Annotated in this window: 21 protein-coding genes and 2 pseudogenes; 9 read left to right on the top strand and 14 right to left on the bottom strand. The window is 68.3% G+C overall.

Going from position 1 to position 21,104, the window contains the following annotated elements; all coding sequences use genetic code 11:
* A pseudogene (locus A5678_RS04155) lies at positions 1 to 347 on the top strand (resuscitation-promoting factor RpfA); the annotation flags it as partial.
* Between the two features lie 79 nt (positions 348 to 426).
* On the opposite strand, the gene A5678_RS04150 reads toward A5678_RS04155, so the two are convergent.
* From A5678_RS04150 to A5678_RS04135, 4 genes are read right to left on the bottom strand one after another with little or no spacing between them, the layout of a single operon-like run.
* Positions 427 to 852 carry a molybdenum cofactor biosynthesis protein MoaE gene (locus tag A5678_RS04150; protein ID WP_068038778.1) on the bottom strand — a complete coding sequence of 142 codons (426 nt, stop codon included), beginning with the start codon at positions 850 to 852 and terminating at the stop codon, positions 427 to 429.
* The gene (locus A5678_RS04145) at positions 849 to 1,331 is read right to left on the bottom strand and encodes a molybdenum cofactor biosynthesis protein B (protein ID WP_068038867.1); all 483 of its coding nucleotides are present in this window, start codon (positions 1,329 to 1,331) and stop codon (positions 849 to 851) included. The genes A5678_RS04150 and A5678_RS04145 overlap by 4 nt, the downstream gene beginning before the upstream one ends.
* Positions 1,331 to 1,858 (bottom strand): cyclic pyranopterin monophosphate synthase MoaC, encoded by a 528-nt coding sequence (gene moaC / locus A5678_RS04140; protein WP_068038775.1) that lies wholly within the window; start codon positions 1,856 to 1,858, stop codon positions 1,331 to 1,333. Before moaC ends, A5678_RS04145 begins: the two co-directional genes overlap by 1 nt.
* Before the next feature lie 8 nt (positions 1,859 to 1,866).
* Positions 1,867 to 2,067 carry a hypothetical protein gene (locus tag A5678_RS04135; protein WP_156746745.1) on the bottom strand — a complete coding sequence of 67 codons (201 nt, stop codon included), beginning with the start codon at positions 2,065 to 2,067 and terminating at the stop codon, positions 1,867 to 1,869.
* A 118-nt stretch (positions 2,068 to 2,185) separates the two neighbouring features.
* On the opposite strand from A5678_RS04135, the gene A5678_RS04130 reads away from it, so the two are divergent.
* Both A5678_RS04130 and A5678_RS04125 read left to right on the top strand, forming a co-directional pair.
* Complete coding sequence (locus tag A5678_RS04130; RefSeq protein ID WP_068038769.1) at positions 2,186 to 4,444, top strand: helicase-associated domain-containing protein; 2,259 nt, start codon at positions 2,186 to 2,188, stop codon at positions 4,442 to 4,444.
* A gap of 99 nt (positions 4,445 to 4,543) precedes the next feature.
* Positions 4,544 to 6,193, top strand: a complete 1,650-nt coding sequence (locus tag A5678_RS04125) for a DNA repair helicase XPB (RefSeq protein ID WP_068038766.1) — start codon at positions 4,544 to 4,546, stop codon at positions 6,191 to 6,193.
* A 70-nt stretch (positions 6,194 to 6,263) separates the two neighbouring features.
* On the opposite strand, the gene A5678_RS04120 is transcribed toward A5678_RS04125, so the two are convergent.
* Entirely contained in the window at positions 6,264 to 7,409 is a 1,146-nt protein-coding gene (locus A5678_RS04120; protein WP_068038763.1) for a thiolase family protein, read from the bottom strand.
* A gap of 67 nt (positions 7,410 to 7,476) precedes the next feature.
* A complete protein-coding gene (locus tag A5678_RS04115) occupies positions 7,477 to 7,890 on the bottom strand; it encodes a Zn-ribbon domain-containing OB-fold protein (RefSeq protein ID WP_068038761.1) in 414 nt (137 codons plus the stop codon).
* Between the two features lie 148 nt (positions 7,891 to 8,038).
* On the opposite strand from A5678_RS04115, the gene A5678_RS04110 reads away from it, so the two are divergent.
* Positions 8,039 to 8,332 (top strand): putative quinol monooxygenase, encoded by a 294-nt coding sequence (locus tag A5678_RS04110; protein WP_068038865.1) that lies wholly within the window; start codon positions 8,039 to 8,041, stop codon positions 8,330 to 8,332.
* A gap of 3 nt (positions 8,333 to 8,335) precedes the next feature.
* Here A5678_RS04110 and A5678_RS04105 read toward each other — a convergent pair whose 3' ends face one another.
* Positions 8,336 to 9,325, bottom strand: a complete 990-nt coding sequence (locus tag A5678_RS04105; RefSeq protein WP_068038756.1) for an LLM class F420-dependent oxidoreductase — start codon at positions 9,323 to 9,325, stop codon at positions 8,336 to 8,338.
* A 124-nt stretch (positions 9,326 to 9,449) separates the two neighbouring features.
* Here A5678_RS04105 and A5678_RS04100 point away from each other — a divergent pair, with 124 nt between their 5' ends.
* The 3 genes and pseudogenes from A5678_RS04100 to A5678_RS26970 all read left to right on the top strand — a co-directional run.
* Positions 9,450 to 10,691: an FAD-dependent monooxygenase gene (locus tag A5678_RS04100; protein ID WP_068038754.1), complete on the top strand. Its 1,242-nt coding sequence runs from the start codon at positions 9,450 to 9,452 to the stop codon at positions 10,689 to 10,691.
* A complete protein-coding gene (locus A5678_RS04095; protein ID WP_068038749.1) occupies positions 10,682 to 11,542 on the top strand; it encodes an LLM class F420-dependent oxidoreductase in 861 nt (286 codons plus the stop codon). The genes A5678_RS04100 and A5678_RS04095 overlap by 10 nt, the downstream gene beginning before the upstream one ends.
* Positions 11,543 to 11,571: 29 nt before the next feature.
* A pseudogene (locus tag A5678_RS26970) lies at positions 11,572 to 11,667 on the top strand (SAM-dependent methyltransferase); the annotation flags it as partial.
* Between the two features lie 81 nt (positions 11,668 to 11,748).
* Here the strand turns inward: A5678_RS26970 and A5678_RS04090 are convergent.
* Positions 11,749 to 13,893, bottom strand: a complete 2,145-nt coding sequence (locus A5678_RS04090; RefSeq protein WP_068038746.1) for a 3-hydroxyacyl-CoA dehydrogenase NAD-binding domain-containing protein — start codon at positions 13,891 to 13,893, stop codon at positions 11,749 to 11,751.
* A gap of 4 nt (positions 13,894 to 13,897) precedes the next feature.
* Positions 13,898 to 15,109, bottom strand: coding sequence for an acetyl-CoA C-acetyltransferase (locus tag A5678_RS04085; RefSeq protein WP_068038744.1), 1,212 nt, complete (start codon positions 15,107 to 15,109; stop codon positions 13,898 to 13,900).
* A gap of 250 nt (positions 15,110 to 15,359) precedes the next feature.
* Between A5678_RS04085 and A5678_RS04080 the strand changes: the two genes are divergently transcribed.
* On the top strand, positions 15,360 to 16,538 hold the full coding sequence (locus tag A5678_RS04080) for a pyridoxal phosphate-dependent aminotransferase (protein ID WP_068038742.1): 1,179 nt from the start codon (positions 15,360 to 15,362) through the stop codon (positions 16,536 to 16,538).
* 8 nt (positions 16,539 to 16,546) lie between these two features.
* On the opposite strand, the gene A5678_RS04075 is transcribed toward A5678_RS04080, so the two are convergent.
* From A5678_RS04075 to A5678_RS04060, 4 genes are read right to left on the bottom strand one after another with little or no spacing between them, the layout of a single operon-like run.
* A complete protein-coding gene (locus A5678_RS04075) occupies positions 16,547 to 16,996 on the bottom strand; it encodes an SRPBCC family protein (protein WP_068038738.1) in 450 nt (149 codons plus the stop codon).
* A 57-nt stretch (positions 16,997 to 17,053) separates the two neighbouring features.
* Positions 17,054 to 17,509 (bottom strand): SRPBCC family protein, encoded by a 456-nt coding sequence (locus A5678_RS04070; RefSeq protein ID WP_068038735.1) that lies wholly within the window; start codon positions 17,507 to 17,509, stop codon positions 17,054 to 17,056.
* Positions 17,510 to 17,566: 57 nt separating this feature from the next.
* Positions 17,567 to 18,700 (bottom strand): CaiB/BaiF CoA-transferase family protein, encoded by a 1,134-nt coding sequence (locus tag A5678_RS04065; RefSeq protein ID WP_068038732.1) that lies wholly within the window; start codon positions 18,698 to 18,700, stop codon positions 17,567 to 17,569.
* Positions 18,701 to 18,705: 5 nt separating this feature from the next.
* Positions 18,706 to 19,149, bottom strand: a complete 444-nt coding sequence (locus A5678_RS04060; RefSeq protein WP_068038863.1) for an SRPBCC family protein — start codon at positions 19,147 to 19,149, stop codon at positions 18,706 to 18,708.
* 64 nt (positions 19,150 to 19,213) lie between these two features.
* Here A5678_RS04060 and A5678_RS04055 point away from each other — a divergent pair, with 64 nt between their 5' ends.
* Positions 19,214 to 20,899, top strand: coding sequence for an alpha-keto acid decarboxylase family protein (locus tag A5678_RS04055; protein WP_068038860.1), 1,686 nt, complete (start codon positions 19,214 to 19,216; stop codon positions 20,897 to 20,899).
* Between the two features lie 10 nt (positions 20,900 to 20,909).
* On the opposite strand, the gene A5678_RS04050 is transcribed toward A5678_RS04055, so the two are convergent.
* The gene (locus A5678_RS04050) at positions 20,910 to 21,104 is read right to left on the bottom strand and encodes a bacterioferritin-associated ferredoxin (RefSeq protein WP_068038729.1); all 195 of its coding nucleotides are present in this window, start codon (positions 21,102 to 21,104) and stop codon (positions 20,910 to 20,912) included.

The raw sequence follows: 21,104 nt of genomic DNA, 5'->3' as shown, positions 1-21,104 counted from the left end.
GCCCGAAAGAACTGCCGCCGGCGCCCCCGGCGGATGTGCCCCCGGCGCCCCCCGCTGACGTGCCGCCCGCGCCTCCGGCGGACGCGATGCCCCCTGCCCCTCCGGCGGACGCGATGCCCCCGGCGCCTCCCGCCGACGTGCCGCCCGCGCCTCCGGCGGACCTGCCGCCGGCGCCCCCGGCGGACGCACCCGTCGTCGACAGCAACGACTTCCACGGCTTCGTGCCGGCCAACATGCCGCAGCATGTTTCCACGGTCGGCTACACGAAGCAGCTGTGGGAAGCCATTCGGGGGCAGGACATTCAGGGCAACGACGCGCTTGACGCGATCGCGCAGCCGTCCGCCTGAGTTCGACCCGTCACAGACTGCCCGGCACGCCTCGAACGTTCCCGCTTCGGGGCGTGCCGGCATTCCGATCGCTACGGTGTTACGCCGAGCCCACCCACTCTTCGGTCCCGTCATCGAAGAACTGGTGCTTCCACACCGGTAGCCGGGCCTTGATGGTGTCGACCAGGAGCGCGCAGGTGGTGAACGCCTCCTGACGATGGTCGGCGGCAACTGCCGCCACCAGCGCCGCCTCCCCGATGTGCAGCACCCCCGTCCGGTGGCTCGCCGCGACGGCGCGCACGCCGCTCGACCGCTCCGCGACCTCGGCCACCACCTCGGCCAAGACCTGTTCGGCCGACGGATGCGCGGAGTACTCCAGCCGCACCACCCGCCGCCCGCCGTCGTGGTCGCGAATCATGCCGACGAAACCGACGATGGCGCCCGCCGACTGGTGGCCCACGAGCTCTTCGTGCTCGGCCAGCACGATCGGATGATCGGTCATGGCCGCGCGGACGACGAGCGTCATCGCTGGTGGTCTCCACCGGCGAGCTGATCGAGCGCATGATCGATCACATCGGCGAGCACGCCCAGGCCGTCCCGGACCCCGCCGGGCGAACCCGGCAGGTTGACGATCAAGGTCTTGCCCGCCACGCCACACACACCGCGTGACAACACCGACGTCGGCACCTTCGGCAGGCCGGACCGGCGAATGGCGTCGGCCAGCCCCGGGATCATGTAGTCCAGCACCGCCACCGTCTGATCGGGCGTGCTGTCGCTGGGCGAGATGCCGGTGCCCCCGGAAGTGATGATGACGTCGACCCCGTCGTCGACTGCCTGGCGCAGGGCCGCGCCGACCGGCTCGCCATCGGCGACCACCTCCGGCTCGGCGCACGAAAAGCCGCGCTGTCCAAGCCATTCGGCGATGATCGGCCCGCACCGATCGTCGTACACCCCGGCCGACGCGCGGGTTGAGGCGATGATGACGCGGGCGGATCGGGCGCTCATCACCGCACCCACGTTCCGGTTTTGCCGCCTTCCTTGCGCAGCACCCGAATGTCATCGAGGCGCGCGGCGGGGTCAACCGCTTTGATCATGTCGTAGAGCGTCAGACCGGCCACGCTGACGGCGGTCAGCGCCTCCATCTCTACACCCGTGCGGTCGGTGCTGCGCACCGTTGCGGTGATCTCGATGTCGGACTCCCCCACGGTGAAATCGACGTCGACCCCGGTGAGCGCCAACTGGTGGCAGAGCGGGATCAGGTCACTGGTGCGTTTGGCGGCCAGAATGCCCGCCACCCGGGCGGTAGCCAACGCGTCGCCCTTGGGCAGGCCCCCGGACGAGATCAGCTCCACCACGTGCTGGGACGTGTGTAAGGAACCCGACGCGACGGCGGTCCGCTTGGTCGCACCCTTGCCGCTGACATCGACCATGTGCGCCGCCCCGCGGTCGTCCAGGTGCGACAGCGCGCCCGAGGGGGATTCTCCCGACGCCCAGGCCGTCGCGGGCTTGGCGGCCTCAGAGGCCCTAGCCATCCTGGCGCCTACCGGTTTACGACGGTGACCGGGTGCAGGTAGGGCAGGTCGGTGGAGGGTAGCGGAAACACCAGCTCACCGAAGGGCGACAACGCACCCGTCCGGTCGGTCGCGAGTTCGCTCACCGCGTGGTCATCGTGGTCCGTCGTCGGCCAGCCGTTGTCGACGTATTTGGTTTTGCGAGCTTTGCCCTCAGCAGTGTCAGCCACGCCATCCATTCTGACAGGTCGCTCCTGCGCGCGTCCCGCAAGACCGCCAGTTCGCCCCACCAGGCGCCGACATTCGTTGCCCGCTAGTGAGCCGCCGACTGTTTTACGCTGGTCAGCAATGACCGACAACACCCCGGATATCCCGCTGGGGTCGTGGCTGGCCGACTTGCCCGACGAGCGGCTGATCCGACTGCTGGAGTTGCGGCCGGACCTCGCCCAGCCCCCGCCCGGCAGCATCGCCGCGCTCGCCGCCCGCGCCCAGGCCCGCCAGTCGGTGAAGGCCGCCACCGACGACCTGGATTACCTGCGGCTGGCGGTGCTCGACGCCCTGTTGGTGCTGCAAGCCGATGCCGCGCCGGTGCCGACGCCCAAACTGCGGGCGCTGATCGGTGAGCGCGCTCCGGATGCCGACCTGGCGGGCGCGCTGGACGATCTGCGGGAGCGCGCGCTGGTCTGGGGTGACGCCGCGCTCCGCGTGGCACCGGACGCCGGCACGGCCCTGCCGTGGCACCCGGGCCAAGTCACCCTCGAGGACGCCTCCCGCAGTGGCGAGGAGATCGCCGGCCTCATCGACGGCCTGAACCAGGCCCAGCTCGACGTGCTGGAGAAGCTTCTCGAGGGTTCCCCGATGGGCCGCACCCGTGACGCCGCACCGGGCGCACCCGCGGACCGGCCGGTGCCCCAGCTACTGGCGATGGGGCTGCTGCGACGCATCGACGCCGAGACGGTGATCCTCCCCCGTCACGTCGGGCAGGTGCTGCGCGGCGAACAGCCCGGTCCCGTGCGGCTGACGGCACCCGACCCGGTGGTAGCGACCACCACCACCGACGACGTCGAGGCGTCGGCGGCCGGGGCCACCATCGACCTGCTGCGAGAACTCGACGTCCTCATCGAAACGCTCGCCGCCACACCGGTATCCGAGCTGCGCAGCGGCGGACTGGGAATTCGTGACGTCAAACGGCTCAGCAAGGCGACCGGCATCGACGAGTCCCGGCTCGGCCTGATTCTCGAGGTGGCGGCCGCGGCCGGTTTGATCGCCAGCGGGATGCCCGATCCCGAACCGGCCACTGGTGACGGACCGTACTGGGCACCGACGGTCGCCGTCGACCGGTTCGCGGCGCTGTCCACCGCCGAACGCTGGCAGCTGCTGGCCAGTAGCTGGTTGGACCTGCCGAGCCGGCCGACCTTGATCGGAACCCGCGGACCGGACGCCAAACCCTATGGCGCACTGACGGATGCGCTGTACTCGACGGCAGCGCCGCTGGATCGCCGGCTGTTGCTGAACACGCTGGCCCAGCTGCCGCCGGGCGCCGGTGTCAACGCGGCCGAAGCGTCGGCGGCACTCATCTGGCGGCGCCCCCGCTGGGCGAAGCGGCTGCAGCCCGGGCCAGTCGGTGATCTGCTGACCGAGAGCCACGCGCTGGGCCTGGTGGGACGGGGGGCGCTGAGCACGCCCGGCCGCGCCCTGCTGGACGAAGGCGCCGACTCCCAGGCCGCGGTCGACGCCATGGCGCGGGCCCTGCCCAAAGCGATCGATTACTTCCTGGTCCAGGCCGACCTGACCGTGGTGGTACCGGGCCCACTGCAGCGCGACCTCGCCGAGCAGCTGGCCACGGTGGCCACCGTCGAGTCGGCCGGCACCGCGATGGTGTACCGCATCAGCGAGCAGACGATCCGGCATGCGCTCGACGTCGGAAAGACCCGCGACTGGATGCATGCCCTGTTCGCCAAGCACTCCAAAACACCCGTCCCGCAAGGCCTTACCTACCTCATCGACGACGTCGCACGCCGGCATGGCCAGCTGCGGATCGGCATGGCGGCTTCCTTCGTGCGGTGCGAGGACCCGGCGCTGCTGGCCCAGGCCGTGTCCGCGCCCGCGACCGAGGGTGTGCAACTGCGCGCGCTGGCCCCTACAGTCGCGGTGTCTCCGGCGCCGATCGCCGAAGTGCTGGTCGCACTGCGAGCGGCCGGCTTCGCGCCGGCGGCCGAGGACTCCACCGGCGCCATCGTCGACGTCCGTCCCCGGGGCGCCCGGGTGGCCACGCCGCAACAGCGGCGGCCCTACCGCCCGATGCCGCGGCCCAACAGCGAGAGCCTGAACGCGGTGGTGGCGGTGCTGCGAAAGGTGACCGCCGCGCCGTTCGGCAACAACCGCGTCGACCCGGCGGTCACCATGTCGTTGTTGCAGCGCGCGGCCCGGGAACAAGACACCCTGGTGATCGGTTATTTGGATGCCGCGGGTGTCGCCACCCAGCGGGTTGTGTCGCCGATCGCCGTTCGGGGCGGCCAGCTGACAGCCTTCGACTCGGCGTCCGGGCGACTGCGCGACTTCGCCATCCACCGCATCACGTCGGTGGTGTCGGCCAACGGCCGATAATGGTGGGCGACGATGCAGAGTGAAGCGATGAGGAGGAGCGGCGCCATTGACTCGCGCCGGCGACGATGCAGAGTGAAGCGATGAGGAGGAGCGGCGCCATTGACTGACGGCCCGTTGATTGTGCAGTCCGACAAGACGGTGCTGCTCGAAGTCGACCATGAGCTGGCCGGCGCGGCACGCGCCGCGATCGCGCCGTTCGCCGAGTTGGAACGCGCGCCCGAGCACGTGCACACCTACCGCATCACACCGTTGGCGCTGTGGAACGCGCGCGCCGCCGGTCACGACGCCGAGCAGGTCGTCGACGCGCTGGTCAGCTTCTCGCGCTACGCGGTGCCCCAGCCGCTGCTGGTCGACATCGTCGACACCATGGCCCGTTACGGCCGCCTGCAACTGGTCAAGCACCCGGCGCACGGCCTGACGCTGCTGAGCCTGGACCGCGCGGTGCTCGAGGAGGTGCTGCGCAACAAGAAGATCGCACCCATGCTCGGTGCCCGGATCGATGAGGACACCGTCGTCGTCCACCCCAGCGAGCGCGGCCGCGTCAAGCAGATGCTGCTCAAGGTCGGTTGGCCCGCAGAGGATCTCGCGGGCTACGTCGACGGCGAGGCGCACCCGATCAGCCTGGCGCAGGACGGCTGGCATCTGCGCGACTACCAGCAGATGGCTACCGATTCCTTCTGGTCCGGAGGATCCGGCGTGGTGGTCCTGCCGTGTGGGGCCGGCAAGACGCTGGTGGGCGCGGCCGCGATGGCGAAGGCCAGCGCGACGACGCTGATCCTGGTCACCAACATCGTCGCGGCGCGGCAGTGGAAGCGCGAGCTGGTGGCGCGCACCTCGCTGACCGAGGACGAAGTCGGTGAGTATTCGGGCGAGCGCAAGGAGATTCGGCCCGTCACCATCTCGACGTATCAGATGATCACCCGTCGCACCAAGGGCGAGTACCGGCATTTGGAACTCTTCGACAGCCGCGACTGGGGGTTGATCATCTACGACGAGGTGCACCTGCTGCCCGCGCCAGTGTTCCGGATGACCGCCGACCTGCAGTCCAAACGGCGCCTGGGCCTGACGGCCACGTTGGTCCGCGAAGACGGCCGCGAGGGCGACGTGTTCTCGCTGATCGGCCCCAAGCGCTATGACGCGCCGTGGAAGGACATCGAGGCTCAGGGCTGGATCGCGCCGGCGGAGTGCGTCGAAGTGCGGGTCACCATGACCGACAACGAGCGAATGACATACGCCACGTCGGAGCCCGAAGAGCGCTACAAGGTTTGCTCGACGGCGCATTCGAAGATCGCCGTGGTGACGTCGATTCTGGACAGGCACCCCGGCGAGCAGACCCTGGTGATCGGCGCCTACCTCGACCAGCTCGACGAGCTGGGCGCCGAGCTGAACGCCCCGGTGATCCAGGGGTCGACGCGAACCAAGGAACGCGAAGAACTGTTCGACGCGTTCCGCCGCGGTGAGGTGTCGACGTTGGTGGTGTCCAAGGTCGCCAACTTCTCCATCGACCTGCCGGAAGCCTCTGTGGCGGTGCAGGTTTCGGGAACGTTCGGCTCGCGCCAGGAGGAGGCGCAGCGACTGGGGCGGTTGCTGCGACCCAAGGCCGACGGCGGTGGCGCCATCTTCTACTCCGTGGTGGCGCGCGACAGCCTGGACGCAGAATACGCCGCGCACCGTCAGCGATTTCTCGCCGAGCAGGGCTACGGCTACATTATCCGCGACGCGGACGACCTACTCGGGCCGGCGATTTAACCGCGAGCAGACACAAACTCGCACGAAATGCGGTGAGCTAACGCGATTTTGTGTCTGCTCGCGCCATGGATCAGAGCGACAGGATAGTCGCCGAGGCGGTTCCCGGCGCGCCATACACCTGGGCCAGCCCGACGCGTGGGCTGCCAGGCACCTGACGTTCGCCCGCCTCGCCGCGCAGCTGCCGCACCAGTTCGTGCATCTGCCGCAGCCCCGACGCGCCGATCGGCTCGCCGTTGGCGATCAACCCGCCGTCGGTGTTGACCGGCAGCGAGCCGTGGATCTCGGTGGCGCCGTCGGCCAGCAGCTTCTCCTGCTCCCCGTCGGCGCACAGGCCCGTCTCGGCCATGTGGATGACCTCGTTGCCGGCGTCGGTGTCCTGCAGCTGGGCGACATCGACGTCCTCGGGGCCGATGCCGGCCGCCTCATAGGCGGCCTTGGACGCATACACCGTCGGCGAGACGTCCTCGTCGAGCGGCGCGAAGGTGGCGTGCACTTCGTAGGCCCCGTAGCGGCGGGTGCGGATCTCGCAGGCTCGCACGTAGACCGGCTTGTCGGTGAACTTGTGCGCCATGTCGGCCCGGCACATGATCACCGCCGCGGCCCCTTCGTCGGGCGCACAAAACATGTATTGGGTCAAGGGATAATTGAGGACGGCCGAATGGAGGATCTCCTCCTCGGAAATCGGCTTGCGCCGGAACGCATTCGGGTTCAGCGCGCCGTTGCGGAAGTTCTTGGCCGCCACCTTGGCCAGGGTGGCCTGCGAGATGTTGTGGTCGTGCAGGTACTTGTTGGCCTTCATCCCGAAGAACTTGGTGGTGACGAACTGCCCGTTCTGGGCATACCACTGCGGCAGCGCCAGCTTGGCGGGATCGTCGGTGAACGCGCCGCGGGGGTGCTTGTCCAGCCCGATCGCGATGCCGAGGTCGTACTTGCCCAGCCGGATGGTGTCGGCGGTCTGCTGGATGGCGCTGGCCGCGGTGGCGCACGCGTTGAACACGTTGGTGAACGTGATCCCGGTGAGACCGACCAGGCGGGTGACGGCGTCCGGGTTGGACACCTCGTGGCTGCCGCCGAAACCGAACTGGATGTCCTTCCACTCCACACCGGCGTCCTGCAGCGCCAGTTGGATGGCTTCGGCGCCCATCTGCATCGCCGTCTTGTCAAACCTGCCGAACGGATGCAGGCCCACGCCGATGATCGCGACATCGTTGGTCATCTCAGCCTCCTTCTGGGTTGATGGTGGCGACCCGCTGCGCCCGCCTTCGGCGCGCTCGCGATCGCCACTAGACCGGCTGGAACGCGAAGGTCATGATTTCCGCGCCCTCTTCGTCGGTGGTCAGCGGCACCATGGTGAGCTCGACCTCCTGGCCGAACTGCAGCTTGGCCGGGTCGTTCTCCGTCAACCGGCCCTCCACCCGGATCACGTCGTCGAGCTGGACCAACCCGACGCCGAACGGCACGAAGTCCTTGCCGGTCGGGCCGGCATACGGTGCCCCGGGCGGGAAGCCCTGGGTGGTCCAGGCGACAAGGGTTCCGCGGCGCGGCAGCAACACGTCGGTCATCTCGCCGAGGCTGCAGCGCGGACACCACTGCTGCACCGGGAAGGTGGTCGCGCCGCAGCTTCCGCACCGGCTGCCGATGAGCTGTGGGTTCTCGTCGGGCCACGTCGAGATCTCGGGTGCGAGCGCCTTTTGCATTGGGGATCCTCCAGGAGCGTCCACGGTGTCGACAGAATGTTGCTCACTGGACCGTATAACAGCTTTCCGAAAAGTGGAAACCCCATTCTCATTGTTGGTCTCGCCGGGCGGATATCTTGGGATCGCCGCCGCAACCGAGGAGACGACCATGCCAGTCACGGTGATACTCGAACTGAAATTCAAGCCCGACGCGGTGCCGCAGGCGCGCGACGTCATGGGCCGGGCTCTGCAAGACACCCGGGCGTTCGCCGGGAACCTCGGTACCGACGTGCTCGTCGACGAGGACGACGAAACCCACTGGCTGATCTACGAACTGTGGGACACCGTCGAGCAGGACGAGGCTTACCGCGCGTTTCGCGCCGGCGAAGGCCGACTCACCGAGTTGCCGCCGCTGCTGGCCCAGCCCCCCGTCAAGAAGAGGTACGTCACCTCCGACATCTGAAGGCTAGCTGAGCGCGGGAATCACCTCGCGCTCGAACAACTCGATGCCGGAGCGGTCGTACGCGGCCTCCGGGAAATAGCAGATCGCGTATTGGCATCCGAGGTCGCGGAGCTTGGCGATCCGCTCGATCACCTGTTCCGGTGTCCCCGTCGCCGAATCGGGTCCGCTGCCGGCGGCCAGCATCGCATCGGCGGCAGCCTCGGGGACGTAGCGGACGACGCGGTCGCGGACGCGCTGCATCCGGTCCTTGACGTCGGCGTCCGAGGTCCCGACCACCGCGTTGAAGTTGGCCGAACGCACGATGGCATCGAAGTCGGTGCCCACCTCCCGGCAGTGCCGCGCTAGCACGTCCGACTTGTGGGCGAACGCCTCCGGTTCCGGCGCGAAGTTGGTGTACTGCGCGTACTTCGCGGCGATGCGCAAGGTCACCTTCTCCCCGCCGCCGGCGATCCACAGCGGAATCCCGTTGTCCTGCAAGGGCTTCGGGGAAACGATGGCGCCGTCGACCTGGTAGTGCTTGCCGTCGAAGCTGACCTCGCCGTCGCGCCAGGCATCGCGCATGATCTGTACGCCCTCGTCCAACCGGGCCAGCCGCACGCCGGCCGACGGGAAACCGTAACCGTAAGCGCGCCACTCATGTTCGTACCAGCCACCGCCGATACCCATCTGGATCCGGCCCCCGGAGACGATGTCCGCGGTCGCCGCGACCTTGGCCAGGTACACCGGGTTGCGGTAGCTCATCGCCGTGCACATCTGGCCCAGTTTGATCCGCGACGTGACCGCGCCGTAGGCGGCCATCAACGACCACGCTTCGTGCGTGGCTTCGCCCGTCGGCACCGGGACGGTGTGGAAATGGTCGTAGACCCATAGCGAGTCCCACGCGCTGTTGTCGGCGTAGACAGCCAGGTCGCGCATCACCGCCCAGTGCTTCTCCGGCTCGATGCCGACCAGATCCATTCGCCAGCCTTGCGGGATGAAGAGACCGAAGCGCATAGGAACGGACTCTAGCCCGCCGCCGACCAGCACATCGCAGAAGGCAAGCCCCTCGACCGCCGCGGGCAGTCCTGCCCTACAGCCCCGTTAGGCTTACGCATCGTCAAGCAAGTGGGAGGTCGCCGTGCGGGTCCTCGTCTCCGGCGCCAGCATCGCCGGCCCGGTGCTGGCCTACTGGCTGACCCGTCGCGGCTTCGACGTCACGGTCGTCGAGCGCGCACCGGCGCTGCGCAAAACCGGCGGCCATGCCGTCGACCTGTTTCGTCCCGCGATGGAGATTTCAGAGGACATGGGTGTGCTGCCTCAGATCGAGGCGCTCGCCACCGGAACGAACCGCATGACCATGCATCGGGAAGGCCGGTCGCGGCCCATCGAAATCGACCTCACCAAGATCTACGCCGCCACGTCGGACCGGCATGTGGAGATCATGCGCGACGACCTCAGCGAGATCTACCACGCCGTCGGCCGCGACGACGTCGAGTACCTGTTCGGGGATTCGATCACCGCGATCGAACACGACGGCGAGGTGACGTTCGAGCAAGCCCACGCGCGTCGGTTCGACGTCATCGTCGGAGCCGACGGGCTGCACTCCAACGTTCGGCACCTGACCTTCGGCGAAGAAGCCGACCTCACCCGGTTCCTCGGCGGTTACCTGGCCGTGGTGTCGGCCCCGAAGGCGCTGGCCGGCCGCGGCGAGATGACCTCCCACGTCGGCGTGGGCCGCCTCGCGGCCATCTACACCGCCGAGCACTTGGACGACGCGCGCGCCGTTTTCCTGTTCCGCACCAGCCGCGAACTCGACTATGACCATCGAGATGCGTTGCGGCAGAAGCAAATCCTGCGCGATGCATTCGCCGGCATGCATGAACAGGTGGACGGCTGGCTGGACGAAGTCGACCGCACGCCCGCCTTCTACTTCGATTCGATCAGTCAACTGCGGCTGGACCGGTGGTCACGCCGCCGGGTCACGCTCGTCGGCGACGCGGGATATTGCCCCGGCCCCGCGGTGGGAGGCAGCACCAGCCTCGCGGTGCTCGGCGCGTACGTGCTGGCCGGAGAGCTCGCCCGGGCGGACGGCGACCACCTGCGCGCGTTCGCGGCCTACGAATTGCAGATGCGCGAACCGGTGCGCCGCAGCCGGGCCTTCGCCCGCGGCGCCGCGAAGGGCATCATCCCGGGCTCGCCACTCGGGGTGTGGGCGTTGACCCGTGGCGCCAAGTTAGTCTCGTCGTTGCCCGGCTCGCTCTCGCGGGCACTGGCGAAACTCAACACGAAGGGCGTGCGAATGCACGACTCGCTGCCGGTGCCCGACTACGAGGCGACCGACATCCAAGCCGACGAAAGGAACAATCGCCCATGGAACTGACCGGCGTCGGGATCTGGAGCAGTCAACTGCGCTACGGCGATCCGTCCGAATCTGCCGAGGCGGCCGCCGAATTGGACGAATTGGGATTTCCGGCGCTGTGGATACCCGACGTCGGCGGGCCGGTGTTCGACGCGGTCGGCAACCTACTCGCCGCGACCAGGCGAACGGTGATCGCCACCGGCATTCTCAACCTGTGGATGCACTCGCCCGGCGAGGTCGCTGACTCCTATGCGACGCTGACCGCCGAGCACGGGGACCGCTTCCTGCTGGGCATCGGCGTCAGTCACGCACCGCTGATCGACGCCGGCCAGCCCGGCCGGTACCGCAAACCGCTGGCGGCAACGGCGGCGTTCCTGGACGGGCTGGATGCCGCACCACGGCCCGTACCGTCCGCGAGCCGGGTCCTCGCCGCGCTCGGCCCGAAGATGCTTACCCTGGCCGCGACCCGCTCCCGCGGGGCCCACCCCTACCTGGTCACCCCCGACCACACCGCCTCCGCCCGTTCGACTTTGGGCGACGGCCCGCTGTTGCTGCCGGAGCAGACGGTAATCCTGACCGACAGCGCCGACGAGGCGCGACGCATCGGAACCGACTGGCTGCGAGCGTATTTGGCGTTGCCCAACTACGCCAACAACCTGCTGCGCACCGGGTTCTCCGAAGAGGACCTGGCGCAGGTGAGCGATCGGCTCTTCGATGCCATCATCGCGTGGGGCGACGAAGAGGCGGTCATGCGCAGGGTCGCCCAGCATCGGTCGGCCGGGGCGGACCACGTGTGCGTGCAGGTGCTGTTGGAGGACCCGAAGGCGTTCCCGCGGGAGCAATGGCGCCGAATCGCCGCCGCCGCCACGTAGTCCCGCGGCGATCGCGCTTGGGGTGAGGTCTGGCTTCCAAGCAGGCGCTGTTTCGGATCTTCTACCGCGTCGGCTTCACCCCTTGGGACGGTCACCCACTCGCGCAGAGGGTGCGGAAGCTGGTCGCACCTGATACGCGAGCAGACGCAAACTCGCACTGTGGGAACGGGTCCCATGCGATTCTGCGTCTGCTCGCCGAGCCTGCACTAGGTCAACGAGTCCGGCGGCAGGAAGCGGTCGCCGTACTTGGCGGCCAGCTCGCGGGCCCGCGCCACGAAGGCTTCCTTGCCCGTGCCGCCCGCACCCTGGTAGCCGACGATGAACTGCGCGCTACCACCGGTGTACGGCGGGAAGCCGATGCCCATGATCGACCCGATGTTGGCGTCGGCCGTCGACGTCAGCACGCCCTCATCGAGGCACTTCTGGGTTTCCAGCGCCTCGGCGAACAGCATCCGGTCAATCATGTCCTGCAGCGGCGGCTCCGACGAACCGGACTTGAACGTCTCCCGCAGGCCCGGCCACAGCCCGGTGCGCTTGCCGTCGACGTACTCGTAGAAGCCCGCACCCTTCAGCCGCGACGGGCGGCCGATCTCGATCATCTTCTCCACGACGGCCTCGGCCGGATGCGGCTCGTAGGTGCCGCCGGCGTCCTCGACACCCTTACGAGTGGCGGCCGCGATCTTGTGCATCAGTTCGAGGTTCAGCTCGTCGGACAGCTGCAGCGGCGGCGCCGGGTAGCCGGCCTGAGAGCCGGCGTGCTCGATCGACGCCGGTTCCACGCCCTCCCCGAGCATCGCCAAGGCCTCGTTGACGAAGGTGCCGATGACGCGGCTGGTGAAGAAGCCGCGGCTGTCGTTGACCACGATCGGGGTCTTGCCGATGGCCAGCGTGTAGTCGAACACGCGGGCCAACGCCTCGTCAGAAGTCTTCTCGCCCTTGATGATTTCGACCAGCGGCATCTTGTCGACCGGTGAGAAGAAGTGGATCCCGATGAAGTCCTCCTGCCGCTTGACGCCGGTCGCCAGACCGGTGATCGGCAGCGTGGAGGTGTTGGACCCGAGCAGCGCGTTCGGCTCGACGATGTCCTCGATCTCCTGGAACACCTTGTGCTTGAGTTCCTGGTTCTCGAACACCGCCTCGATCACGAAGTCGACGCCCTTGAAGTCGGCGGGGTCGGCCGACGGCGTGATGCGGTCCAGCAGCGCCTTGCTCTTCTCCTCGGTGGTCTTGCCCCGCTGAAGCGCCTTGGCCTCAAGCTTTTCCGAGTAGCCCTTGCCCTTCTCCGCGGCCTCGAGGCTGACATCCTTGAGCACCACGTCGAACCCGGCCTTGGCCGATACGTAGGCGATGCCGGCGCCCATCATGCCGGCGCCCAGCACACCGATCTTGTTGATCTTGACCGGCTCGATGCCGTCGGGTCGCGAGCCGCCGCCGTTGATGTGCTGCAGGTCGAAGAAGAACGCCTGGATCATGTTCTTGGCGACCTGGCCGGTGACCAGAGAGGTGAAGTAGCGGCTCTCGATGCGGCTGGCGGTGTCGAAATCCACCTGCGCACCCTCGACGGCCGCGTCCAGGATTGCCCGCGGCGCGGGCATCGGCGCACCCTTGAGCTGCTTCTTCAGCAGCGCGGGGAAGGACGGCAGGATGCCGGCCAGCCCTGGGCTCGACGGGGTGCCGCCGGGCATCTTGTAGCCCTTGGCATCCCACGGCTGTGTGTGCCAGTCGGGGTTCGCCTTGATCCACGCCTTGGCGGCGGGCACCAGTTCATCGGCGGAGCCGACGAGCTCGTCGATCAGCCCGATCTCCTTGGCCTTGTCCGGCTTGAACCGGGTGCCCTGCGATAGCACATTCATGAATGCGTTCTGGATGCCGAACATTCGCACGCTGCGGGCCACGCCACCGCCGCCGGGCAGCAGGCCCAGCGTCACCTCGGGGAACCCGACGACGAGGCCCTTGACGTCGGCGGCGATGCGGTGGTGGCAGGCCAGCGCGATCTCCAGGCCGCCGCCGAGCGCGGCGCCGTTGATCGCGGCCACCACCGGCTTGCCCAGGGTCTCCAGGGCCCGCAGGTCGCGCTTGATGTCCTCGACCTCGGTGAAGACGTCGCCGGCGTTCTCGGGGCCGGCGTTGATCATGCTCTTGAGATCGCCACCGGCGAAGAACGTCTTCTTCGCGCTCGTGATCACCACGCCGGTCACCGAATCCTTCTCCGCGACAAGGCGTTCGACCGCCTTGTGCATCGACTCCTTGTAGTGCTCGTTCATCACGTTCGCCGACCCGGTCGGGTCGTCGAGCGTCAGCGTGACGATGCCGTCCGCATCCTTATCCCACTGGATGGTGTTCTCTGCCATGGTCTTAAACCCTCTCGATGATGGTGGCGACACCCATGCCGCCGCCGATGCACAGCGTGATCAGCGCGCGACGCGCGTTGCGGCGCTCGAGCTCGTCGACCATGGTGCCGGTGATCATTGCGCCGGTGGCGCCCAGCGGGTGGCCCATCGCGATGGCGCCACCGTTGACGTTCAGCTTCTCGTCGGGAATGTTGAGGTCCTTCTGGAACTTCAGCACCACCGACGCGAACGCCTCGTTCAGCTCGAACAGGTCGATGTCGTCGACGGTCAGTCCCGCGCGGTCGAGGACCTTGCGGGTGGCCGGGGTCGGGCCGGTCAGCATGATGACCGGGTCGGCGCCACTGGTCGCCGTGGCGACGATGCGGGCGCGCGGGGTCAGGCCCTGCGACGCGCCCGCCTTTTCGGAGCCGACCAGCACCAGGGCGGCGCCGTCCACGATGCCCGAGCTGTTGCCGCCGGTGTGCACGTGGTTGATCTTTTCGACCCAGTGGTACTTCTGCAGCGCCACGTCGTCGAAGCCGCCCATCTCGCCGATGCCGTCGAACGCGGTCTTCAGCTTGGCCAGGCCCTCCATCGTGGTGTCGGGCCGCATGTGCTCGTCGTGGTCGAGGATGACCAGACCGTTCTGGTCGCGCACCGGCATCACCGACTTGGCGAAGTAGCCGCCCGACCAGGCCTCGGCGGCCTTCTGCTGCGAGCGCAGCGCGTAGGCGTCGACGTCGTCGCGGGAGAAGCCCTCGATCGTGGCGATCAGGTCGGCGCCGATGCCCTGCGGCACGAAGCCGATCCGGTAGTTGGTCTCGGGGTCGAGCGCCCAGGCGCCGCCGTCGGAGCCCATCGGGACGCGGCTCATCGACTCGACGCCACCGGCCAGCACCAGGTCGTCCCAGCCGGACCGGACCTTCTGGGCCGCCATGTTGACGGCCTCGAGGCCGGAGGCGCAGAACCGGTTGAGCTGCACGCCGCCGGTGGTCTCGGGCAGCCCCGCCACCAGCGCCGCGGTCCGGGCGATGTCGCCGCCCTGGTCACCGACCGGCGAGACGACGCCCAGGATCATGTCGCTGATCAGGTTCTCGTCGAGGTCGGGGTTGCGCCCGCGCAGCTCGTCGACCAGCCCGACGACCAGGTTCACCGGCTTGACCTCGTTCAGCGAGCCGTTTCTTTGCTTGCCCCGCGGCGTGCGGATGGCCTCATAAATGAAGGCTTCTTCGGACATGTCGAGTTCCTCTTCGCGAGTGGGTTTCGGATCCGTATTAAAGGTAGGTCCAGATACCGCACCCTAACAAAGTGCCCGGCCAACCTGTTGGTTGGGCCGATCCCCGCTGGTCAGTAATCCGAGCCGGGGGCACCTCCCGCGCCGAGCTGGGGGTACCCCCGCGTGCGGGGGACACGCCAGCTTGGCGCTGGACCGCGAGCGCCACACTGGCGTGACGTTCGAGCACCAGCGCACCCTAAGCTCGACCAGCATGACGGTGTCGCGACTGCGTCCGTACGCGACGACGGTGTTCGCCGAGATGTCCGCGCTGGCCGCGCGGGTCGGCGCGGTCAACCTCGGTCAGGGTTTTCCCGACGAGGACGGGCCCGCGGCCATGTTGAAGGCCGCCCAAGACGCCATCGCCGAGGGACACAACCAGTACCCGCCCGGCATCGGCGTCCCGCCGCTGCGGCAGGCCATCGCCGCCCAGCGGCGGCGTCGTTTCGGCATCGAGTACGAACCCGACACCGAGGTGCTGGTGACCGTCGGGGCGACCGAGGCCATCGCGTCCGCGGTGCTGGGCCTGGTCGAGCCCGACTCGGAGGTCCTGCTCATCGAGCCGTTCTACGACTCCTACTCGCCGGTGGTGGCGATGGCCGGCGCGCACCGGGTGGCCGTGCCCCTGGTCCCTCATGGTCGTGGCTTCGCCCTGGACGCCGACGCCTTGCGCCGGGCGGTGACACCACGGACCCGCGCGCTGATCGTCAACTCACCGCACAACCCGACCGGCACGGTGCTCGACGCTGCCGAGCTGGCCGCCATCGCGGAGGTCGCCGTCGCCGCCGACCTCTTGGTGATCACCGACGAGGTCTACGAGCACCTGGTGTTTGACGACCACCGGCATCTTCCGTTGGCCGGCTTCGATGGGATGGCCGAGCGGACGATCACCATCTCCAGCGCGGCCAAGATGTTCAACTGCACCGGCTGGAAGATCGGATGGGCTTGCGGCCCAGCAGAACTCATCGCCGGCGTGCGCGCGGCAAAGCAATACCTGAGCTACGTCGGCGGCGCGCCGTTCCAGCCCGCGGTGGCCCTCGCACTCGACACCGAGGACGCGTGGGTGGCCGCGCTCTGCAGCTCGTTGCGGGCCCGTCGCGATCGGCTGGCCGCCGGGCTGTCCGAGATCGGCTTCGAGGTGCACGACAGCGCCGGCACCTACTTCCTCTGCGCTGACCCCCGCCCTCTGGGCTATGACGACAGCACCGAGTTCTGTGCGGCGCTACCGGAAAAGGCGGGGGTAGCCGCCATCCCGCTGTCGCCGTTCTGCGACCCCGCCGCCGAACATGCCTCGGTGCAAGCCGAGGTGTGGAATCACTTGGTGCGCTTCACCTTTTGCAAACGGGAAGACACCCTTGACGAAGCGATCAGGCGGCTGGCCGTCTTGCGGTGACCGGTCGGCTACCTGCCCGGGCCGAAGCCCTCGACCACGCGCTTACGTAGCCCCTCCAGCGCGGAATGGAGGATCTTCTTGCGGGCCCGCTTGACCCAGAACTCGGGCAGCGGAGCAAACGGTTCAACGGTGATGGCGAACCGCACCCTGGTCTTGTCGTAGCCCTCCCTTGTCAGGGTGTACTCCCCGTGCTGGCCACGTTGCTGGGCAGTCTTCTGGGCGTCCCACACCATCCAGTCCGGCCCCCAGTGGTATTCGAGCAGTTCCGTGTCGTGGATGCCGGTCACCGCGATGGTGACCTTCACGTGGTGCGGTCGGCCGTCGGGGTGCTTGTCGACGACTTCGACCCGCTTGTGCACCGACGACCATGACGGCACGGCGTCCATGTCGGCCAGCGCCTCCATGATCACTTCCGGAGGCGCGTCGATGACGATTTCCGACGATGCTTGAACGGCCACTGCTAACAAGTTAGCAACCGCTCGGGCGGTTCCGGTGGCAAAAATGCGAGCCGCCGACTATTCGGGCTCGGTTGAACCTTTGCCGCGCTTTACCAATTCGCACAATCCCTTTACCGACGAGTCGAGAACGCTTTCGCTGGCCCGCCGGACGATGAAGGCGGGCATCGGCCGACCGGGTTCGACCGTGACGTCGAAGCGCACCCGGGTCTTGTCGAGACCTTCGGGTTTGAGGTTGTACTCGACGTGCTGACCGTGCTGCTGGGCAGTCCCTTTGGCGTCGTAGACGACCCAATCGGGACCCCAGTGATATTCCAGGATCTCCCTGTCGACGAGCCCGAAAATCTTGATCGTCGTTTTCACATGATGGGGGCGACCGTCGGGATAACGGTCGATCACTTCGATGTGTTTGTGCAGCGGTGACCACGACGACAGCACGCCGACATCGGTCAGCGCCTCCATGACCACTTCCGGCGGCGCGTCGACGACAAATTCGCGTGATGCTTTAACGGCCACTGAGATCAACCTAGCAACGCCGGCCCGGGTGCGGAATGGTTCCGCGTAGCAGGCTGGCTACCAGTCGATTTCGGTGAGGGGCGTGGTCACCGCGGGCGGCCGCCCCACCGGTCCGGCCGGAGTGCGCGAGAAGCGTGGACCGGGTGCGGCCTGGTCAACGCTGTGGGCGGTGATCACCGTCGACCGCGCCCGCAGATGTTCGTCGGCCGCCGCTTCGCTCCACGTCAGCACCGGAGTGACGCACGCATCGGTGCCGGCGAAAACGGCCGTCCACTCGTCGCGTGTCCGGCTGCCGAACCGCTTCGCGAAGACGTCGTACATCTGCGGGTAGGACCCGATGTCGAGCTGGCCGGGCACCTCGTCGGGCGACAGGCCGAGTCCGGTCAGCAGCGCCGCGAAGAATTGCGGCTCGATGGCGCCGACGGCCATGTATCCGCCGTCGGCGGTCTCGTAGCAGCGGTAGAACGGGGCACCCCCGTCGAGCAGGAACGATTCGCGGCGGTCGCGCAGCGCCCCGGTCGACTTCATCGTCCACATCATCTGGGCGAGCAGGCTGACGCCGTCCACCATCGCCGCGTCGATGACCTGCCCCCGGCCCGAACGTTCCCGCTCGTACAGCGCGACCGCGATGCCGAGCAGCACCAGCATCGAACCGCCGCCGAAGTCGGCGACCAGGTTCAGCGGCGGCATCGGGGGCCGGTCGGCGTAGCCCAGCGCGGAGAGCGCGCCCGTGCGCGACAGGTAGTTGATGTCGTGCCCCGCCGTTTGGGCCAGCGGCCCGTCCTGCCCCCAGCCGGTGATCCGCGCGAAGATCAGTCGCGGATTGACCGCCGCGCACTCGTCGGGGCCGATGCCGAGTCGCTCGCAGGTGCCGGGCCGGAAACAGTCCAGCAGCACGTCGGCTTTCGCGGCGAGATCCAGCAGCGCCTGCGGCTGCGCCTTGACGTCGAGGTCGACGATCCGCTTCCCGCGATGCAGCAGATCGCGGTCCTCGGGCGGCATGGTGAGGCCGCCCCTCTGGTGGCGACCCGCTTCGCCCGGCTTCGCCGCGCTTGCGATCGCCACGCCGGGGCGCCGCACCCGAACCACGTCCGCCCCGAGGTCGGCGAGCATCATTCCGGCGTGCGGCCCCGGCCCGATGCCGCCGAGCTCGATCACTTTCACCCCGGCGAGGGGCCCACCGCCGGCCACCGCGATTATTTGCCCTTCTTGACTTTCAGCACCCGCTCGCGCAGCGCCTTGGTCGCGGAGTCGATCGTCCCCTTCACGGCGCGTTTCAGGACGAAGCCGGGCAGTGGCACATTCGGGTCGGCGAGGAGCTCGAACTTGACCAGGGTCGCCTCGCCCTGCGGTATCAGGGTGTACTTGCCGTCCTGCGCCTTCTGCTGCGAGGAGCTCACCAGCGTCCAGCTCACCGCGTCGTCCGCCCAGGTGTAGGCCACCACCTGTTCGTCGGTGATCCCGGCGACCTTCACCTTCATCTTCACTTGGCTGGGCCGCCCGTCGTCACCGGTCGAGAGGATCTCCGCACTCTGATGGGGTTCGGACCATTCGGGCATCGCCTCGAAATCGGCGATGACGTCCAGAATCTCCTCCGGACTGGCTTCGATGACGATGTCGCGGGATTCCTTGAGTGCCATGGCCCGCACGATACTGAAACGGCGTCGCGCCCGGAACGGATTCGACCGAGGTACCGTCGTGCTTGTGCCTGACGCAGCGCCCGAGCCCGTCTACACCGTCGGCGACTACCTGTTAGACCGCCTCGCCGAACTCGGCGTCACCGAGATCTTCGGCGTTCCCGGCGACTACAACCTGGAATTCCTCGACCACATCGTCGCCCACCCCACCATCCGCTGGGTGGGCAACGCCAACGAGCTGAACGCCGGCTACGCCGCCGACGGGTACGGTCGACTGCGCGGAATGTCGGCCGTGGTAACGACTTTCGGCGTCGGGGAACTGTCGGCGGCCAACGCCATCGCGGGCAGCTATGCCGAACAGGTGCCCATCGTGCACATTGTCGGCGGACCGTCCAAAGACGCGCAGGGCACCCGGCGCGCGCTGCACCACTCGCTCGGCGACGGCGACTTCGAGCACTTCTTCCGGGTCAGCCGCGAGATCACCTGCGCCCAGGCCAACCTCATGCCCGCGAACGCCCGCCGGGAGATCGACCGGGTGCTGTCCGAGGTGCGCGAGCAGAAGCGCCCCGGATACATCCTGCTGTCCACCGATGTGGCCCGCTTCCCCACCGAGCCGCCCGGTGATCCGCTGCCCCGCTACGCCGGCGGCACCAGCCCGCGCGCGTTGTCCCTGTTCGCCGAGGCCGCCTCCGAGCTCATCGCCGACCACCAGCTGACCGTGCTGGCCGACTTGCTGGTGCACCGGCTGCAGGTGGTCAAGGAACTCGAGGCGCTGCTGGCCGCCGACGTGGTGCCCTACGCCACGCTGATGTGGGGGAAGAGCCTGCTCGACGAAAGCTCGCCCAACTACCTGGGGATCTACGCCGGTTCGGCCAGCGCGCCGGCGGTGCGCACCGCGATCGAGGAGGCACCGGTGCTGGTGACCGCCGGCGTGGTCTTCACCGACATGGTCAGCGGCTTCTTCAGCCAGCGGATCGACCCGGCGCGGACCATCGATGTCGGGCAGTACCAGAGCAGTGTGGCCGGCGAGGTCTTTGCGCCGCTGGAGATGAGCGCCGCGCTGGAGGCGCTGTCGACCATCCTGACCCGGCGCCCGATCACGTCGCGGCCGGTGGCGGCGCCGCCCGCCGACGATCTGCCCCCACCCCCGCCGCGCGATCAACCGCTGACGCAGGAGATGCTGTGGGACCGCCTCTGCACAGCCCTCACACCGGGCAACGTGGTCCTCGCCGACCAGGGCACCTCCTTCTATGGCATGGCCGACCACCGCTTGCCCCAGGGCGTCACATTCATCGGCCAACCCCTTTGGGGCTCAATCGGTTACACACTGCCCGCCGCATTGGGCGCCGGGGTGGCACATCCGGACCGCCGGACCGTGCTGCTGATCGGCGACGGCGCCGCGCAACTCACCGTGCAAGAGCTCGGCACGTTCTCACGGGAAGGGCTGTCCCCGGTCATCGTCGTGGTCAACAACGACGGCTACACCGTCGAACGGGCGATCCACGGAGAGACGGCGCCCTACAACGACATCGTGAATTGGCAGTGGACCGACATCCCCAACGCGCTGGGGGTCGCCGACCACCTGGCGTTCCGGGTGCGGACCTACGGCGAGCTCGATGACGCCTTGACCGCCGCCGCGCAGCACCGCGACAGCATGGTGCTCGTCGAGGTGGTCTTGCCGAGGCTCGAAATCCCGCCGCTGCTGGTCGAACTCGTCCAGCCGACATCGCCGGACGGCAGCGTTCGCCGCTAGGGACGCCGCGTCAGCGGGGCTCGGAGGGAGGGGGCCCGCCGGCCGGGTCGGACGAGCGCAGCATCGCCTGGACCGTGCGCCGGCAACGCCCGCAGTCGGCGCCCGCTCCGCAGGCCTGGGCGACATCCTTGGTGGTGCAGGCCCCGGCTTCGACCGCCTCGGTCACGGTTTGACTGGTGACTCCGTTGCACAGGCACACGAACAT

It is taken from the genome of Mycobacterium sp. E2733 (genome assembly GCF_001667585.1).
In the GTDB taxonomy this organism is placed as follows: domain Bacteria; phylum Actinomycetota; class Actinomycetes; order Mycobacteriales; family Mycobacteriaceae; genus Mycobacterium.
This window is presented reverse-complemented; position numbering and strand designations above follow the sequence as displayed.